Here is a 17,433-nt window from a genome sequence, read left to right on the forward strand (position 1 = left end):
GGCGCGGCGGCCTCACGTGACGCGGCCCGCACGGCGAGACGCCTGACGGACGGCACCCTTCCCCGCACGTCCCCACCCCCGACGGCCCCACCGTCCGTAGCATCTACGGGTACGCAGACGGCCCTGGCGGTCGCGGAGGCCCCGGTGGCTCCGGCGGTTCCGGTGGCTCCGGCCGATCCGGAGACCCCTGCGGTTCCGGAGACCCCTGCGGTTCCGGAGGCCAGTAAGCCGGTGGCCCCGGAGCCGGCCCCGGCCCCCGCCGCGCCGGAGGCCCCCGCCACGGACGACAAGCCGGAGCCCGCACCGGCGGCAGCGACGACGGTGAAGGTGCAGGTGAAGGCCCCGGACCTGGCAAAGGCGCAGGCGCCTGCACCGGTAAAGGCGCCCGCGCCGGCAGCGGCGACGGAAAAGCCGCAGGCAACGGCAACGGCAACGGCACCCGCCCCCGCTCCCGCCCCCGCAAAGCCGGAGCCGCAGCCGGAGGCACCCGCACCCGCACCCGCCCCGGCAAAGCCCCAGCCCCAGTCCCAGCCGCAGGCGCAGGCGAAGGCGCCCGCCCCCACCGCGCCCCCCGGCAAGACCCCCGTTCCCGACTTCGGGCGGATCAAGGGCGCCCGCGTCGCCGTCGTCGCCCTGCCCGTCGCCGGGGTCGTGCGGGTGGCGCGGCGGAAGAACGTGATCGGGACCGAGACCACCGGCTCCATCCCCGTGCACCTGCTCTTCCGGGACCAGCCGGAGACCGCCGCCCCTGGCGCGAAGGACGACGACGGGGGACCCGACACCGTCGCCATGGCCGCGCCCGCCGCCCCGGGGAAGGTCCGCAAGCCCGGCGCCCCGGGCCCGGTGAAGCTCCTGGCCCCGGCCGAGCAGGCGCCCGCGCCCCGTACGGCGGTTAAGAGCAGGGCCCGGCACGCGGCCCCGCCGCCGTCCTCCCGCCCGGCCCCCACCGCCGACCCCGCCCTCGTCGAACGCCCCGGCTCCGTGCTGCCCGGATGGGTCGGGGTGGTCGCCGGGGCCCTGGCGATCGCCTGGTGCGCGGCGATCGTGTGGTGGACGGGCGCGGTGCCCGAGGAGGCGGCGCGGATGCTGCGGCTCCCGGTCCGTCCGTACCACGGCGTCCACCTCGGCCAGTGGGCCCTGCTCGCCCTCGGCGTCGTGGCCGTCCTCTTCGCGCTCGGCGGCCTCGGCCGGGGCCGGGTCGGCTCCGCCTGGGTCCTGACCCTCTTCGGGGACTACCGCGGCACGGTCCGCCGCACCGGTCTGATCTGGGTCAGCCCGCTGCTGCTGCGCCGCCGGGTGGACGTACGGCTCCGGCACTGGCGCAGCGAGCCGCTGCCGGCCGTGGACGCGCGGGGCACGGCGCTCGACGTGGTCGTCCTGGTGGTCTGGCGGGTGCGGGACACGGTCCGCGCGTCGCTCGGGGTCGACGGCCACGAGGACTACCTGCGGGAGCAGGTGGAGGCGGCGATGGCCCGGGTGCTCTCGCAGCTCCCGGCGGACGCGTTCCACGAGGACGCCCCCACGCTCCGGGACGCGGAGGCGGTCGGCGAGGCCCTGACGCGGATGCTGTCGGCGGAGTGCGCGCCGGTCGGTCTGGACGTCTTCTCGGCGCAGCCGACGCGGATCGAGTACGCCCCCGAGGTCGCGACGGCGATGCGGCGCAGCCGGATCGCGGCGCTCGACGCGAAGCACCGGGACAGCGTCCTGACGTCGGTCGTGGACGCGGTGGACGACGTGGTCCACCGGCTGACCAGTCGTGGTCTGGTCGAGCTGGACGACTACGAGCGCAAGGCGCTGGTCAAGGACCTGACGGTGGCGTTCTACACGGGAAGGACGTCTTCCGCCGAGGGGGCCTGAAGGGATGGACAGGGCCAACTTAGGTCCATACCTTGGTAGTTGGTCCAGACCAAAATGCGTCACCGCGGTAAGGCGAAGAACAGCGAAACACCGGCACCACCCGCACGCGTGCAGCACGACCCGACGGAACTCCCCCACGTTCTCAGGAGCGACACGATGCGCAAGAAATCGATAGGTGCGACGGCGGTGGCGCTCGGCGTCGCCGGCGTCACCCTCCTCGGCACCGGCAGCGCCGGAAGCCACGGCTACACCGACTCGCCGATCAGCCGTCAGAAGCTCTGTGCCAACGGCACCGTGTCCAACTGCGGCAACATCCAGTGGGAGCCGCAGTCGGTCGAGGGGCTCAAGGGCTTCCCGGCCGCCGGGCCCGCCGACGGAAAGATCTGTGCCGGCGGCAACGCCCCGTTCGCCCAGCTCGACGACCCCCGGGGCGGCACCTGGCCGGCGACCAGCGTCACGGCGGGGCAGAGCTACAACTTCCGCTGGCAGTTCACGGCCCGCCACCGCACCACCGACTTCAAGTACTACATCACCAAGAACGGATGGAACCCGAGCCAGCCGCTCACCCGGGCCGCCCTCGACCCCCAGCCGTTCCTGACCGTTCCTTACAACAACCAGCAGCCGCCGGCGACCCTCTCGCACTCCGGGAACCTCCCGGCGGGCAAGACGGGCCGTCACCTGATCCTGGCGGTGTGGACGGTCGCGGACACCGCGAACGCCTTCTACGCCTGCTCGGACGTGAAGTTCTGACGGACCGGCGGACGTAGTCCGGCCCCGGGGAGCGCGATCCCGCACGAACCGCGCTCCCCGGGGACCCCGCACGACCCCCGGGGCCGGGGCGCGAGCCACGCCCCGCCCCCGGGGGCACCCACGCCCGCCCGCCCCGGGGTAGGCCCAGCCCCACCCCCTCTCCACCCTTCAGCCCCATGGCCCGGCCCCCGGAGCCCGGCCTACCGTGGGCGCCCATGGAACCCCGTACGCCGGACCCCCGGACAGCAGAGCCCCGCGCACGGGACCCCCGGACAGCGGAACCCCGCGCACCGGACCCCCGTACGCCCTGGCAGGCGCTCACCCGGTCCCGCTTCCTGCTCGGCCCCTGGCCGTGGCGGGCCGTCGCGTACCTGGCCACCGGCGTGTTCGCCGGGGCCGCCGCCGGGCTCGTCCTCCTGGTCCTCGGCGTCTTCTCGCTGTTCCTCGTCGGGCTGCCGCCGCTGCTGCTCTCCGGCCCGGCCCTCGGCGCGCTCGAACGCCGCCGCCTCCGGCTCGTGGACCGGGACCCGGCCCCCGATCCGCACCGCGTCCCCGCCGCCCCCGGCCTCGCCGCCTGGCTCCGGCTGCGGGCGGGGGAGCAGGCGACCTGGCGGGAGCTCGCGTACGCGCTGCTGCTCGCCACCGTCCTGTGGCCGCTCGACCTGGCCGTCCTCGCCGTCGGCGCCGGTCTGCCCCTGGCCCTGATGGGCGCCCCCGTCCAGCTGGCCGTCGACGGCCACGAGGCCAAGGTCGTCAAGGCCTACCTGGTCACCACCTGGCCCGGCGCCTTCGCCGCCGCCCTCCTCGGCGTCGTCCTCCTCGTCGCCCTCGCGTATCCGCTCGCCGCCGTCGCCGGGGCCCGCGCCGCCCTCGCCCGCGCCCTGCTCGCCCCGCGCGACGCCCCGGCGGGCGGGATCGGGGAGGTCATCGCCTCCCGGGCCCGGCTCGTCGACGCCTTCGAGGCCGAGCGCCGCCGCATCGAGCGCGACCTCCACGACGGCGCCCAGCAGCGCCTGGTCGCCCTCACCATGACCCTGGGCCTGGCCCGCTTCGACGCCCCGCCGGGGCCGCTCGCCGACCAGCTCGCGAAGGCCCACGCGGAGGCCGGGCGGGTCCTGACCGAGCTGCGCGAGCTGATCCACGGCATCCACCCGCAGGTCCTCGCCGACTACGGCCTCGGCCCCGCCCTCACCGACGCCGCCGACCGCTCGGCCGTCCCCGTCGACACCGACGTCGAGCTGCCCCGGCTGCCCCGGGCCGTGGAGAGCGCCGGCTACTTCGCGGGCTGCGAGGCGCTGGCCAACGTCGGCCGGCACAGCGGCGCCCGCCGGGCCCGGATCACCGCCCGGCACGCGCACGGCGTCCTGCGGCTCGACGTCGAGGACGACGGGCGCGGCGGCGCGGACCCGGCCCGGGGGAGCGGCCTCACCGGGCTCGCCGACCGCATCGCCGTCCTCGATGGCACACTGACGATCACCAGCCCGCCGGGCGGGCCGACCCTCCTCCGAGTGGAGATCCCTTGTCCCGTACCGAGCGGTCCGGCGCGGGCCGCCGACTCCGCGTCGTCCTCGCCGAGGACGGCGTCCTCCTCCGCGAGGGCCTGATCGGCCTCCTGGCCCGCTTCGGCCACGAGGTCGTCGCCGCCGTCGGGGACGCCGACGCCCTGCGCGAGGCGGTCGCCGCCCACGACCCGGACGTCGTCGTGACCGACGTGCGGATGCCGCCCGGCTTCCAGGACGAGGGGCTGCGCGCCGCCGTCGCGCTCCGCGCCGAGCGGCCCGGCCTGCCGGTCCTCGTCCTCAGCCAGTACGTGCAGCGCAGCTACGCCGCCGACCTCCTCGACGCGGGCGACGGCACCGGCGTCGGCTACCTCCTGAAGGACCGGGTCGGGCAGGTCGAGGAGTTCCTGGACGCGCTGGTCCGGGTCGCGGACGGCGGCACGGTCGTCGACCCCGAGGTCGTACGGCAGCTGCTGCGCCGCCACCGGGACCCGCTCGCGGCGCTGACCCCGCGCGAGCGCGAGGTCCTGGGCCTGGTCGCGGAGGGCCACTCGAACGGGGCGGTCGCCCGCCGCCTCGTGGTGACCGAGGCCGCCGTCGGCAAGCACATCGGCAACATCCTCGCGAAGCTGGACCTGCCCCCGGCCGAGGACACCCACCGGCGCGTCCTCGCCGTCCTGACCTACCTGAAGGCGTGACGGAGGGCAGCAAGAAGGCCCCCCGCTTCCGCGAGGGGCCTTCTCCGTCTGTGCGCCGCCAGGGACTCGAACCCCGGACCCGCTGATTAAGAGTCAGCTGCTCTAACCAACTGAGCTAGCGGCGCCTGCTGACAGAGAAAATACTACCCGGTCCCGCGGGGTGCTCCGGACCGCCCCGCGGGAGGGGCGGTCAGATGGCCAGCGAGAGGACCACCGGGGCGGCCCTGCGGTTGAGCGTGTCGGCCGCCGCGCGCAGCCGGTGGGCGTGCTCGATCGGCAGGGAGAGCGCCAGACAGCCCACGGACGCGCCCGCCGTCAGCGGCACGGCGGCGCAGACCGTGCCCACCGCGTACTCCTGGAGGTCGAGCACGGGGACGGTGGCCGGCTGGCTGTCGAGCTTGGAGAAGAGGATCCGCTCGCTGGTGATGGTCCGCGAGGTCAGCCGGGCGATCTTGTGGCGGGAGAGGTGGTCGCGCCGCCCGTTCTGGTCGAGCTGGGTGAGCAGGCACTTGCCGACCGCGCTGGCGTGCGCCGCCGAGCGGAAGTCCACCCACTCGTTGACCTTGGGCGTGCGCGGGCCGTCGGCGAACTGGGTGATCTTCACCTCGCCGTCGATGTACCGGCTGATGTAGACGGCCGCGCCGACGGAGTCGCGCAGCTCGGTCAGGGTCTCCTGGAGCTTGGCCTCCAGGGCCTCGCGGCGGGTCATGCCGGAGCCGATGAGGACCAGGGAGTCCCCGACCACGTAGGCGCCGTCGGCGACCTGCTCGACGTAGCCCTCGCGGCGGAGCATCAGGAGCAGCGAGGAGAGGTGGGCGACGGGGAGCCCGGTCTCGCGGGCGATCTGGGCGTCGGTCACTCCGCCACCGTGCCGTGAGACCGTCTCCAGGACGCGAAGGGCGTACTGCACCGAGTGGAACGGCGCGGTGGGCTCGGGCTTCAGCGCCACGGTTTCCCCCTACCAGGTTGTGACCGCAAGCTTTCGTACCACGATAACCGCCAAGGGCCGCTCACGGGGCGGCTGTTGGCGAGAATGATGCGGAGGGCCCCGGCCCTCATCTGGGACGCGCCACTCTGGCATATGCCCCCGTCATGGCTTCTCCGCAGATCCTCAGGTCAGGGGCGTGCGCCCCCGTGCTCGCGCGTACGTTCGGACCGGTGGGAGCGGAAGATTTCTCGCGCGGAAACGGACCCCGCGGACCCCCTCCCGGTGGCCGATAACGCACGGGAGCGGGGTGGCGGGAACCCGTCGCGGCTCCCGAGGGGCGTGCGCGGGGGCGCACGCGGGGGCGCTCGGGGAGGGGTGGAGGTGCGGCCGGAGGGCGCGCGAAGAAGCGGGCGGAATAAACGGAGACACCCTCCTGTTCTTCTGCCCATGTATTCGCACGCGTGCCGAGGAGGATCCCGACGGTGACCGACACCATTCGAGGAGAGGCGCGGGGCTCCGCACCCGTACCCCTGTCCGTACTGGACCTGGTGACCGTCGGCAGCGGGCGGACCGCGTCCCAGGCCCTCGCCACCAGCGTCGAGCTGTCCCGGCTCGCGGAGCGGCGCGGCTTCCACCGGCACTGGGTGGCCGAGCACCACTCCATGCCCGGGGTCGCCTCCTCCTCCCCGGCGGTCATCCTCGCCCACCTCGCCGCCCACACCCGGCGCGTCCGGCTCGGCTCGGGCGGCGTCATGCTGCCCAACCACGCCCCGCTCGTCGTCGCCGAGCAGTTCGGCACCCTGGAGGCCCTCGCCCCGGGCCGGGTCGACCTCGGCCTCGGCCGCGCCCCCGGCACCGACGGCGCCACGGCCGCCGCCCTGCGCCGCACCGACCGGCTGAACGAGGGCGCGGACGACTTCCCCGAGCAGCTCGCGGAGCTGACCCGGTTCCTGGACGACGACTTCCCGGACGGGCACCCGTACGCCCGGATCCACGCCGTGCCCGGCCCGGTGCAGGGCCCGAAGGGGCGCCCGCCGATCTGGCTGCTCGGCTCCTCCGGCTTCAGCGCCCGGCTGGCCGGCGTGCTCGGGCTGCCCTTCGCCTTCGCCCACCACTTCTCGGCCAGGAACACGATCCCGGCGCTCGACCTCTACCGGGACTCCTTCCGCCCCTCGGAGGTGCTCGACGCCCCGTACGCGCTGATCGGCGTCTCGGCGCTCGCCGCCGACGAGGCCGCGGAGGCCCGCCGCCAGGTGCTCTCCGGGGCCCTCGCGATGCTGCGGCTGCGCACCGGCCGGCCCGGTCTGGTGCCGACGCCGGAGGAGGCGGAGGCGTACTCCTTCGGTCCGGCCGAGCGGGAGTTCGTGGACGGCTGGCTCGCGAACGTGGTGCACGGAACCCCGGACGAGGTCCGCACGGGCCTGGACGACCTGCGCAAGCGCACGGGCGCCGACGAGCTGATGATCACGGCCAACGCGCACGGCGGGGAGGCGCGGCTGCGGAGCTACGCGCTCATCGCGGACGCGTACGAAATGCCCGAACTCTCCGAGTAGTCCGGGCCGTCCGCTCGTCCGGTCCTCCCGTTCCGGGCCGGAGACCGCCGGGTAAAACCCGGATTTCCGAGGCCGGTTGGTTCAGTGTCGAACGAACCCCGGGCCTTCCCTAAAGGAACCTTAAACCGCTCGTCACCGATGGTGGCGGGCGGTTCCGTTTTGTGCTGCACGTCTCTGACAAGGGCTTTCTCCCGTCAATTGGTCTAGTCCTCAATCTGGTTCAGACCATTGACTCGCCGTTCACGCGCCGGTTATCACTGCTCCAGCTCCTGTACGGCACCACCCAGTACCCCCATCCGGAGGCCGCACGTGCACCCCCGTAAGTCATTGATCGCCGCGCTCCTGAGCTCGGCCCTCGCCGCCGGCGCGCTCGCGGCGACCGCCGGACTCGGCTCCGCCCAGGCGGCCCCCACCTCGACCACCGCCTCTGCGGGCAACGTGCGCATCGCGTACTACGACCAGTGGAGCGTCTACGGCAACGCGTTCTACCCCAAGCACCTCGACACCCGGGGCATCGCGAGCCAGCTGGACGTCATCAACTACTCGTTCGGCAACATCCACCCCACCAACCTCACCTGTTTCCAGGCCAACAAGGCCGCGGGCGACGACAACAACCCCAACGCGGGTGACGGTGCGGGCGACTCGTACGCCGACTACCAGAAGTCCTTCAGCGCGGCGGACAGCGTCGACGGCGTCGCCGACAAGTGGGACCAGCCGATCGTGGGCGTCTTCAACCAGTTCAAGGAGCTGAAGGCGAAGTACCCCCACCTGAAGATCAACATCTCCCTGGGCGGCTGGACCTACTCCAAGTACTTCCACGACGCGGCGAAGACGGACGCGAGCCGCAAGAAGCTCGTCTCCTCCTGCATCGACCAGTACCTCAAGGGCAACCTGCCGGTCGAGGGCGGCTACGGCGGTCCGGGCACGGCGGCCGGCATCTTCGACGGCATCGACGTCGACTGGGAGTACCCCGGCTCCTCCGGCGGCCACCTGGGCAACCACTACGGCCCCGAGGACAAGCAGAACTTCACCCTCCTGCTCGCCGAGTTCCGCAAGCAGCTCGACGAGTACGGCGCGGCCAACGGCGGCAAGAAGTACCTCCTGACCGCGGCCCTCCCGGCCGGCCAGGACAAGATCAAGTACATCGAGACGGACAAGATCGGCGCGTACCTCGACTACGCGAACATCATGACGTACGACATGCACGGCGCCTGGGACGGCGACGGGCCGACGTACCACCAGTCCCCGCTGTACCCCTCCCCGAACGACCCGACCGACGTGATCGCGCCGGGCACCGAGAAGTACAGCATTGACGCCGCCATCGACTCCTGGATCGACGGCAACCAGGCCTACGGCATCGCGGGCGGCTTCCCCGCCAACAAGCTGACCCTGGGCTACGAGTTCTACTACCGCGGCTGGAAGGGCGTCCCGGCCGGGACCACCAACGGCCTCGCGCAGACCGCCACCGGCGGCTCCGGCGCCCGCCCGCTCAGCCAGCAGGCCGGCATCGCGCACTACAAGGAGCTCGGCGGCATCGTCGACAACGCGTCGACCACCTTCTGGGACGACCAGTCGAAGTCCTCGTACTTCTACAAGGACGGCGAGTTCTTCACCGGCCTCAACCAGAAGTCCATCCAGGCCCGGGTGGACTACGGCAAGCAGCGCGGCCTGGCCGGCGCGATGATGTACTCCCTGCTCGGCCTGGACAACAACGCCACGCTCCTGAAGCAGATCAACACCGCGCTCGGCGGCACCACCACCGAGCCGACCAACCCGACCACCCCGCCGACGACGCCTCCCACGACGCCGCCGACCACCCCGCCCACCACGCCTCCGACCACCCCGCCGGTCACCGGCTGCGGCTCGGTCCAGGCGTACGTGGCCGGCACGGTCTACAACGCGGGCAACGAGGTCTCCCACAACGGCCGCAAGTACAAGGCCAAGTGGTGGACCCAGAACGAGGTGCCCGGCACCACCGGCGAGTGGGGCGTCTGGCAGGACCTCGGCGCCTGCTGAGCGACCGGCCCCCGCTGAACCCCTCATGACCGCTGCCCCCGCCCGGAATGTCCCTCCGGCCGGGGGCAGTTCCATGCCCGGGGGCGGCGCCCCGGGGCACGCCGGTCAGGCCGGCAGGGGCTCCGTGCCGATCAGCTCCGCGATCCGGTCCGGGGTCACCGCCCGCGAGTACAGCCAGCCCTGCCCCGTGTCGCAGCCGATCCGCCGCAGCCGGCTGGCCTGCCCCGCGGTCTCGACGCACTCGGCGGTGACCGTGAGCCCGAGCCGGTGCGCGAGCTGGACGAGCGCCTCCACGATCAGCTCGTCGGCCGGGTTGGCGTGCTCCTCGTCCTGGAAGCCGCGGACGAAGGAGCCGTCCAGCTTGAGCACGGAGACCGGGAGCCGGCTCAGATAGGCGAGGTTCGAGTAGCCGGTGCCGAAGTCGTCGATCGCGATCCGCACCCCCATGTCGCTCAGCGCCTGGAGCGCCTGGAGCGGCCGGCCCGCCGAGCCCATCACGGCGGACTCGGTCAGCTCCAGCTGGAGCAGGTGCGGGGCGAGCCCGGTCTCCGCGAGGATCCCGGCCACGTCCGCGACCAGGTCGGAGTCCCAGACCTGACGGACCGCCACGTTCACGCTCACGAAGAGCGGGCGCTCGCGCGGATGGTCCTTCTGCCACTGCCGGGCCTGGCGGCAGGCGGTGCGCAGGATCCAGCGGCCCAGCTCCACGATGGAGCCGTCCTCCTCGGCGATCCCGATGAACCGATTCGGCGGCAGCGGGCCGAACTGCGGGTGGTGCCAGCGCACCAGCGCCTCCACCCCGCGCACGGCCCCGTCGGCCAGGTCCACGAGCGGCTGGTACTCCAGGGCGAACTCCCCGTCCTCCACGGCCGGCCGCAGCGTGGAGGAGAGCGCCTGCCGGGTCATCCGGTGGGCGTTGCGCTCGGGGTCGAAGAGGGTCCAGCGGGCCTTGCCGTCCGCCTTCGCCCAGTACAGCGTGGTGTCGGCGGCCTGCATCAGGGCGGTCGCCGTCGTCCCCCGCCCGGAGCGCTCGACCACGCCGATGGAGGCGGAGACCGAGAGCCGCTGCCCGGCCAGGTCGAAGGGGTCCTGGAGCGCGTCGAGCACCGAGCGCGCCAGGTCCGCGACCTGCTCGGTGCCGGTGGACTCCTCGACCAGGATCGCGAACTCGTCCCCGCCGAGCCGGGCCACCAGGTGCCCGCCGCTGCGGGTGTAGCCGTCGCTGTCCGCGCACTCGGTCAACCGCCCGGCGACGGCGGCCAGGAGCCGGTCCCCGACCCGGTGGCCCAGGGTGTCGTTGACCGCCTTGAAGCCGTCGAGGTCGAGGTAGCAGAGGCCGATCCGCCCTGTTCTGCCATACCCGTGCGATTCATACGACTCGTGTGAATCGTGTGACTCGTGTGACCGGTGGGCCTCGTGCGGCTCCCGGGGCGCGGCGGTCTCCTGCTGGGCGGCATCCAGGGCGGCCGAGAGGCGCTCGAAGAAGAGCGCGCGGTTGGGCAGCCGGGTCACCGGGTCGTGCATCTGGAGGTGGCGCAGGCGCGCCTGGAGCTCGCGCCGGTCGCTGATGTCCGCGATCGACAGCAGGACCCGCCGGCTGTCGGGCACCGGGGCGACGGTGACCTCGGCCCACAGCGAGCGCCCGTCGGCGTGCTTGAGGCGGCGGGTGCAGCGGAAGCGGGAGCGGCGGCCGCCGAGCACCTCGCGGTAGGCGTGCCAGGTGCGCCCGTCGGAGGCGAGGTCGACGAGGTCGGCGGCGGCCTGTTCGCGGAGCGTCCCGGCCTCGGCGCCGAGGAGGGCACCGAGGGAGTCGTTGGCCGCGACGACCACGCCGTCCTGGTCGACGAGGGCCATGGCGAGCCGGGAGACCCGGAAGGCGGCGCGGTAGTCGCGGAGTTCGGCCTCCCGGCGTCCGTCGTGACGCTCCGTGAGGGCGGACTCGGCCGTGTGTGCCTCCGCCGGCTCCGGGTGCACCGGTCCTTCGGGGGTTCCGCTCACCGCTCGCTCCCGTAGTGCAGTCGGGCCGGTCGTACGGGGACGGGACGGTCGGCCGAGGAAGAGTGAGCCGATCATAGGGCCAGGCCGGGCGGCCGTTCCAGCTCCGGGGCGCGCCCGGGGGCCGCCCGGCGCTGTGAGGATCCCCACCGGAGCACCCTGCCCGATCGTTTCTGCCCGGCTCTGACACGGGTCGATGACGGGGTGACCGATTGTGACTTTCCGTGAGCTTGTTTCCGTTCGTGTCGCGTCGACACGGCGTTGCGCACTCACCCGACCGGGGCAGTGGAAACGTGCGAAATTAAGCAAATCATCACAAGGTGGGTTGGGTGTCCCGCATTCGTGATCCGGAGGTCGACGTGAGGGGTCAGCAGCCACCCGGGGGAGTGGAGCGGCGTCCCCGGCTGCGCGCCGGCGCGGCCGCCTTCACCTCGCTCGCCGCCCTGGCCGCCACCGGGCTCGTCGCGGGTCCCGCCGTCGGCGTCCCCGCGGCGAACCCCTGCGTCCTGCCCCGCACCCAGGCCCACCACTCGCTCGGGCTCGACACCTGGAACGGCTCGTACCCCCGCCCGGACCGGGACCTTGACGCGGTCGTCGTCTTCCTGTCCTTCCCGGACTCCGAGCCGCTCACCACCCCGGCCGAGCTCAACGCCGACCACTTCCCCGGGACGAGCGAGTTCTTCGAGCGCGCCTCCTACGGGCGCTTCACCCTGACCCCGCACCCCCGCACGACGTGGACCCCGATGCCGCGCGAGTCGGGCGCGTACGACATACGGCGGGACTGGGACGCCGGGAAGCGGGCCGAGTACCTCCGCGACGCGGTCGCCGCCGCCGACGCGGACGTCGACTTCTCCGCGTACGACATCGTCTACCTGGTCGCGGACCCGGACGCGCCGGGCGTGGACTCCGACGCGACGAAGGTCGTCAACCTGGACCGTCCGCTGGAGGCCGACGGCGCCGAGATCCGGCGGGTCGTCACGGTCTTCGAGCGGCATCCGCCCGACCGCAACGTCCTGGCCCACGAGACCGGCCACGTCTTCGACCTGCCGGACCTCTACCACCGGCCGGAGGACGGCAAGGGCGACTGGGACACCCACGTGGGCGACTGGGACGTCATGGGCAGCCAGTTCGGGCTCTCCCCGGACCTCTTCGGCTGGCACAAGTGGAAGCTCGGCTGGCTCTCCCGCGCGCAGGTCACCTGCGTCCAGGGGCCGGAGTCCCGGGTGGTCGCCCTGGAGCCGACCGACGCCCCGACCGGGGACGGCGGCGCGCTCGGCACCCGCCTCGCGGTCGTCCGCACCGGCCCCGACAGCGTGCTCGCGATCGAGGCCAGGAGCGACACCGGGAACAACGCCGACACCTGCACGGAGGGCGTTCTCGTCTACCGGGTGCGCGGTGCTACGGCCTCCGGGGACGGCCCGGTCGAGGTCGTGGACGCGCACCCCCGCACCGAGGCCTGCTGGGAGCGCTCGGTGTACCCGCCGCTCGCGGACGCCCCGCTGGAGGAGGGCGAGACCTTCACCGTGCCCGATTCGGGCGTCCGGGTCGAGGTCATGGACCGCTCGGGGTCGGACGTCTGGACGGTCAGGATCACCCCGGCGGACCGGGGCTGAGGCCCCGCCCCCCCCCGCGTTCTCCGCCCTTTTCGCACACGAAGAAGCCCCCCGCTTCCGCGAGGGGCTTCTTCCGTCGGTGCGCCGCCAGGGACTCGAACCCCGGACCCGCTGATTAAGAGTCAGCTGCTCTAACCAACTGAGCTAGCGGCGCCTGCTGACGTCGTAGACATTAGCACCCGGATCGGCGGGAGGAAAAATCGATACCCGCACGTCGGCGGCGGAGACCGCCCGGACGGCCCGCACACAGGCCCACAGCACGACCTCGGGGCCGGGCAGCCACGGATGGCGGGTGTCGGGGGCCACCAGCCAGCGGGGTCCGGCGGAGCCGGAGGGCACGAGCGGCGGCACGGTCACCGCGTCCCCGAGGCCGTGACAGAGCGGCCGGGGCACCGCGTCCCCCCACTCCTCCCAGTCGAGCAGGGCGGGCAGCCGCTGGGCCGTGCCGGGCGCGGCGAACAGCATCATCCGGCCCCGGTGGACCGCGACGGGCCCCGACCCCGGGCCCTCCGTCCACAGCTTGTCCAGCATCCGGCGCCCGAAGACCGGGTCCACGTTGACGACGTCGAAGACCGTCCCGCAGGGCAGCGCGGCGGGCGAGTCGGGCCGGGACTCCCAGCGGGTGAGCGCGGTGCCCCGCCCGCCGACGGCCGAGGCCAGCCAGGAGGCCCCGTCGGCGGTCACCCGGGCGGTCTGGTGCCGCCCCTCGTCGCCCTCCCGGAGGAACCGGAACATGTCGTGCGGGGTCTCTTCGCGCAGCCACGTCGTCATGCGTTCAGGTGTACCGGGAGTGACGAACCGGTTTCCGAGGGTTCCCGAAAACCCTGACAGGAGGTGAGGGCGGGGAGTATCGTGCGCCCTCGGCATATGCCAGGGGTGGTTTTTCGGTCATCACGCGGGTCTCCGGCCATATGCGCCCCCGTATCGCGCCCCCGCGCTCCAGGACACCGGCCGCGCGCCCCGCCCGGAGGCACCGAGGCCCCCTCAGTCCTCCGCCGGCCGTCCGTTCGTCCGGATGAGGTCGCGGCCGAACTCGATCATCTTGCGGGCGTAGTCCTCGGTCCACTGCGCCCGCTCGGCGACGTCGGCCACCGTCAGCCGGTCGAACCGGCGCGGGTCCGCGAGCTGGGCCGCCGCGATCGCCTGGAACTCGGTCGCCCGGTCCGTCGCCGCCCGGAACGCCAGCGTCAGCTCCGTCGCCCGGGCCAGCAGCTCCCTCGGGTCCTCCAGCGACTCCAGGTCGAAGAAGTGCTCCGGATCGGCGGACGCCTCGGCAGGCTCGAAGATCAGCGGCGCCGGCCGAAGCCGCCGCTGCCCGCTCCGCTCCGCGGATTCCGCCATCATCGTTCTCCTCTTCGCACGGGTCTCGCACCGGTCTCGCACGGACGCGCCCGCGTACGGCCGGAGCCGCGCACGGACACGGCCCGGAAGCCCGGGCCGTCATCCATTGTCCCGCGCCCCGCAAGGGCGCGAACGTCCGGCCGCGCTCCCCGGGGGCTCACGGCGCCCAGACCACCCGGTGTTCCCCCAGGTGGGAGAGGACCGCGTGGTTCGCCTCCCAGCCGTCCGGGAACGACACCGCCGCCCCCAGCCGGACCGGCTCCGTCGACGGGTGCTCGTCCAGGAGCTCCGCCACGCCCGCCCGGCACACCACCACGCACGCGTGCCGGTGCCGGGAGGCCAGCACGCACAGCCGGCCCGTCTCCAGGTGGAAGGCGGTCGCGTCCGGACGCCCGGACAGCGGGTGGAGGACCACCGTCACGTCGTACTCGCGCCCCTGGAGCCGGTTCGCGGTGTCCACCGTCACCCCGGACACGCCCAGGTCCGCGAGCGCCGCCCGGACCGCCGCCGCCTGGTCGCGGTGGGCGGTGCCGACCGCGATCCGGTCGGGCGTCAGGGGCACCGGCGCCTCCGCGCGCTCCGAGACCGCCGCGCCGCCCCGGTCCAGGAGCCGCCGCACCACCAGGGCGATCGCGCCCACCGCCTCCGGGTCGGTGCGCGGGGTGTGCCGGGCCGGGAGTTCGAGCAGGCCCCAGCCCGACTCGGCCGCCTCGTCCAGGACCCGGTCCGGGCCCGAGCCGTCCGACGGCACCCCGAAGGACAGCTTCCGGTCCCCGTGCCCGGTGCCGCTGCGGAACGGGGTGTACGGGTAGAACGCGTCCGACACCAGCGGCGCCGCCGACGCGGGCAGCCGCCAGGAGACCGGCAGCCGGTGCTGCGGCAGCTCCGGATTGTGCGCGAGCAGGGTCGAGACCGCGCTCGCCGACGGGTCGTACGTCAGCCCCGCCCACTGCTCCGCCCCCACCACCGAGAACGGGTCCAGCTGCCCCGGGTCGCCCACGAACAGCGCCCGCTCGAAGAGCCCCGCCACCGCGAGCAGCGCGTCCGAGCGCATCTGGTACGCCTCGTCCACGATCGCGTGCGCCCACGGCTCCACGTTCTTCACGTGCCCCCACTTGGCGGCCGTCGAGATCACCACCGGAAGCCCGGCCAGATCGCCCGCCTTCGCCGACTTCCGCACGTTCTCCAGGTCGTCGAGCGCCTTGTCGTACGGGTCGGAGTCGCTGGAGTGCAGCCGGCCCACCTCCAGCTCCGGCTCCTTCTCGGCCAGCCGCAGCACCAGGTCGTCCACCTGCGCGTTCGTCTGCGCGACCACCATCAGGGGGCGGCCGGCGGCGGCCAGTTCCAGGGCGGCCCGCACGACGAGCGTCGACTTGCCCGCACCCGGCGGGGAGTCCACGACCACGCCCCGCGCGGTGCCGTGCAGGGTGTCCGCCAGGATGGCGGCCGTCGCCCGCCCGGCCTCGGCGGAGGGATCGAACACGGTCACGGCACGTCCTCGGGGATCACGGGGTCGAACACGGTCACAGGGCGTCCTCGGGGATCAGCCGGGCCGAACACGGTCACAGCACGTCCTCCGGGGTCACGGGGTCCGGCAGTTCCACGGCGTCCGTACGGGGCGGGCCGCCGTGCGTCCAGGGCGTCTCCTCCGGGTCCGGCAGCTTCGGCCCGGTCCGCTGGTCGTGCTCGAAGAGCGTCCAGGCGATCCGCTCGCCCTTCTCCGGCACCGACCCCTCCGCCGGCTCCTTCGACCGGCCCATCCGGTCCAGGACCCGCAGCAGCAGCGAGCCGTCCTCCTCGTACCGCACGAACTCCGCCGTCTGCGGCTTCCCGTCGAGCGAGCGGTACACCTTCACCCGTTCGGCCAGGTGCGGCCGGTCGTCCGTGCGGACCGTCAGGAGCGGCCGGGGCGCGGGCCGCTTCGACTCCGTCCACGCCATCGTCACCTCCACCACCTCCGCCGCGAACGCCTCGCCCGCGAGCCGCCGCCCCGCCAGGACCAGCGGATCGTCCAGGGCCTCCTGCGCCTCCAGCTGGCCCTGCGCCTGCTCGCGGGCCGCGAGCTTCCGCGCCGCCGTCACCGCGTCGTCCCGGCGCGGCTGCGGCGGCTCGCCGGCCGCGACCCGGTCCCGGTGGGCGGTGAAGGACCAGCGGTCCCGGGTCCAGCGGTCCCCGACCCTGGCCCCCTCCGGCAGCTCCCGCAGCAGGTCGAGCGCCCGCCACACCGCGTCCCACGTCGGCTTCAGCTGCGAGACGACGAGCCGGCGCACCTCCCGCTCGGCCGTGAGGAGTTCGCCCAGGGCCCGCTCGGCCGCCCCGGCCTCCTCGGCGGCGCCGGACGCCTGCCGGGCCCGGTCGTACCGCTCGATCGCGGGCGCGAGCAGCCGGTTGTCGAAGGCCGGGTCCGTGGCGGGCCCGGCGGGCGGGCAGAGCAGCTGCCCCCGCTCGTCCCGGCCCGCCTCCGCGCGCAGCGCCCCCTCCCGGCCGGACACCCCGTCCTCCGGGTCGATCCAGGCGAGCAGTGCGCCCAGGTGCTGGTCCTCCAGGGAGGACTGGCCGGTCGCCCAGTGCCGGTTGAGCAGGTCGGTCGCCGCGAGCAGCAGCGACGAGCCCGGCACCCGGGCCCGCTCCCCGAAGTGCGTCAGCCAGCGCCCGAGCAGTGGCACCCGGGGCGGCGCCGGGAACGGCGTCTCCGGGTCCTGCTCGGCCGTCCGCCGGAACCGCGTGGAGCGCCCGAGGAGCCGTACGTACTCGATGCCCGCCCGGCTCGGCACGATCAACTGCGGCGCGTCCGCGCACAGTTCGACCTCGACCCGCACCTTCTTGCCGGTCTCGGCGTCCGTCTCGTTGCGCTCCACCAGCTCGACCACGTCCGCGAACGCGTCGACGTACGGCAGGACCTCCTCGGCCAGGTCCGCGAGGAACGCGAACCGCAGGTCGCGGTCGCGGGGCTGGGGCACCACCAGGAGCCTCGGCTCCTCGCGGTCGGTGCCGACGAGCGCGCCCAGCGGGGCACCCGCCTCACCGGCGGTGGTCAACGGCACCAGGACGAGCGGCCGTTCGGAGACGCGCCGGTGCCGCACGGTGGCGAGCGGCTGCGCCCGGCCCGACTCGACGGCCTCCATCCGGGCCAGCGTGGAGATCAGCGACATGCGGAGCCCTCCCGGGGCGTGGTGCGGGAAA

General features: G+C 73.9%; 13 protein-coding genes and 2 tRNA genes. 7 read left to right on the plus strand and 8 right to left on the minus strand.

Going from position 1 to position 17,433, the window contains the following annotated elements; all coding sequences use genetic code 11:
* Positions 1-231: 231 nt before the first annotated feature.
* The 4 genes from ACIQVI_RS07970 to ACIQVI_RS07985 all read left to right on the plus strand — a co-directional run bounded on the left by ACIQVI_RS07970 (position 232) and on the right by ACIQVI_RS07985 (position 4,804).
* Positions 232-1,857, plus strand: a complete 1,626-nt coding sequence (locus ACIQVI_RS07970; RefSeq protein ID WP_403592617.1) for an SPFH domain-containing protein — start codon at positions 232-234, stop codon at positions 1,855-1,857.
* A gap of 156 nt (positions 1,858-2,013) precedes the next feature.
* Positions 2,014-2,607 carry a lytic polysaccharide monooxygenase gene (locus ACIQVI_RS07975; RefSeq protein ID WP_121831060.1) on the plus strand — a complete coding sequence of 198 codons (594 nt, stop codon included), beginning with the start codon at positions 2,014-2,016 and terminating at the stop codon, positions 2,605-2,607.
* Between the two features lie 215 nt (positions 2,608-2,822).
* Positions 2,823-4,211 (plus strand): sensor domain-containing protein, encoded by a 1,389-nt coding sequence (locus ACIQVI_RS07980; protein ID WP_403592622.1) that lies wholly within the window; start codon positions 2,823-2,825, stop codon positions 4,209-4,211.
* On the plus strand, positions 4,127-4,804 hold the full coding sequence (locus tag ACIQVI_RS07985) for a response regulator (protein WP_403592625.1): 678 nt from the start codon (positions 4,127-4,129) through the stop codon (positions 4,802-4,804). The genes ACIQVI_RS07980 and ACIQVI_RS07985 overlap by 85 nt, the downstream gene beginning before the upstream one ends.
* Before the next feature lie 51 nt (positions 4,805-4,855).
* On the opposite strand, the gene ACIQVI_RS07990 is transcribed toward ACIQVI_RS07985, so the two are convergent.
* Both ACIQVI_RS07990 and ACIQVI_RS07995 read right to left on the minus strand, forming a co-directional pair.
* Positions 4,856-4,929, minus strand: a tRNA-Lys gene (locus ACIQVI_RS07990).
* 65 nt (positions 4,930-4,994) lie between these two features.
* Positions 4,995-5,753: an IclR family transcriptional regulator C-terminal domain-containing protein gene (locus tag ACIQVI_RS07995; protein ID WP_351972091.1), complete on the minus strand. Its 759-nt coding sequence runs from the start codon at positions 5,751-5,753 to the stop codon at positions 4,995-4,997.
* A gap of 461 nt (positions 5,754-6,214) precedes the next feature.
* Here ACIQVI_RS07995 and ACIQVI_RS08000 point away from each other — a divergent pair, with 461 nt between their 5' ends.
* Both ACIQVI_RS08000 and ACIQVI_RS08005 read left to right on the plus strand, forming a co-directional pair.
* Positions 6,215-7,285, plus strand: a complete 1,071-nt coding sequence (locus tag ACIQVI_RS08000) for an LLM class flavin-dependent oxidoreductase (protein WP_403592628.1) — start codon at positions 6,215-6,217, stop codon at positions 7,283-7,285.
* Between the two features lie 309 nt (positions 7,286-7,594).
* Entirely contained in the window at positions 7,595-9,301 is a 1,707-nt protein-coding gene (locus ACIQVI_RS08005; protein WP_351972093.1) for a glycosyl hydrolase family 18 protein, read from the plus strand.
* Between the two features lie 105 nt (positions 9,302-9,406).
* Here the strand turns inward: ACIQVI_RS08005 and ACIQVI_RS08010 are convergent, their stop codons facing one another.
* A complete protein-coding gene (locus ACIQVI_RS08010) occupies positions 9,407-11,299 on the minus strand; it encodes a putative bifunctional diguanylate cyclase/phosphodiesterase (protein ID WP_403592632.1) in 1,893 nt (630 codons plus the stop codon).
* 326 nt (positions 11,300-11,625) lie between these two features.
* Here ACIQVI_RS08010 and ACIQVI_RS08015 point away from each other — a divergent pair, with 326 nt between their 5' ends.
* Complete coding sequence (locus ACIQVI_RS08015; protein ID WP_403592635.1) at positions 11,626-12,909, plus strand: M6 family metalloprotease domain-containing protein; 1,284 nt, start codon at positions 11,626-11,628, stop codon at positions 12,907-12,909.
* Positions 12,910-12,989: 80 nt separating this feature from the next.
* Here ACIQVI_RS08015 and ACIQVI_RS08020 read toward each other — a convergent pair.
* From ACIQVI_RS08020 to ACIQVI_RS08040, 5 genes are all read right to left on the minus strand, one after another.
* Positions 12,990-13,063 (minus strand) — tRNA-Lys (locus tag ACIQVI_RS08020).
* Positions 13,054-13,680, minus strand: coding sequence for a hypothetical protein (locus ACIQVI_RS08025; protein WP_121831052.1), 627 nt, complete (start codon positions 13,678-13,680; stop codon positions 13,054-13,056). The genes ACIQVI_RS08020 and ACIQVI_RS08025 overlap by 10 nt, the downstream gene beginning before the upstream one ends.
* Before the next feature lie 213 nt (positions 13,681-13,893).
* On the minus strand, positions 13,894-14,250 hold the full coding sequence (locus ACIQVI_RS08030; protein WP_121831051.1) for a hypothetical protein: 357 nt from the start codon (positions 14,248-14,250) through the stop codon (positions 13,894-13,896).
* Between the two features lie 157 nt (positions 14,251-14,407).
* Positions 14,408-15,739 carry an AAA domain-containing protein gene (locus tag ACIQVI_RS08035; RefSeq protein ID WP_403592638.1) on the minus strand — a complete coding sequence of 444 codons (1,332 nt, stop codon included), beginning with the start codon at positions 15,737-15,739 and terminating at the stop codon, positions 14,408-14,410.
* 73 nt (positions 15,740-15,812) lie between these two features.
* Entirely contained in the window at positions 15,813-17,402 is a 1,590-nt protein-coding gene (locus tag ACIQVI_RS08040) for a hypothetical protein (protein WP_403592641.1), read from the minus strand.
* Positions 17,403-17,433 lie beyond the last annotated feature (31 nt).

This window comes from Streptomyces sp. NPDC098101, from assembly GCF_044760185.1.
Lineage (GTDB): Bacteria > Actinomycetota > Actinomycetes > Streptomycetales > Streptomycetaceae > Streptomyces.

What these genes read in the sequence shown, in the direction of transcription:
- ACIQVI_RS07975 (WP_121831060.1), top strand. Translation starts at nt 2,014, where the DNA reads ATGCGCAAGAAATCGATAGGTGCGACGGCGGTGGCGCTCGGCGTCGCC.
- ACIQVI_RS07980 (WP_403592622.1), top strand. Translation starts at nt 2,823, where the DNA reads ATGGAACCCCGTACGCCGGACCCCCGGACAGCAGAGCCCCGCGCACGG.
- ACIQVI_RS08025 (WP_121831052.1), bottom strand. Translation starts at nt 13,680, where the DNA reads ATGACGACGTGGCTGCGCGAAGAGACCCCGCACGACATGTTCCGGTTC.
- ACIQVI_RS08030 (WP_121831051.1), bottom strand. Translation starts at nt 14,250, where the DNA reads ATGGCGGAATCCGCGGAGCGGAGCGGGCAGCGGCGGCTTCGGCCGGCG.
- ACIQVI_RS08040 (WP_403592641.1), bottom strand. Translation starts at nt 17,402, where the DNA reads ATGTCGCTGATCTCCACGCTGGCCCGGATGGAGGCCGTCGAGTCGGGC.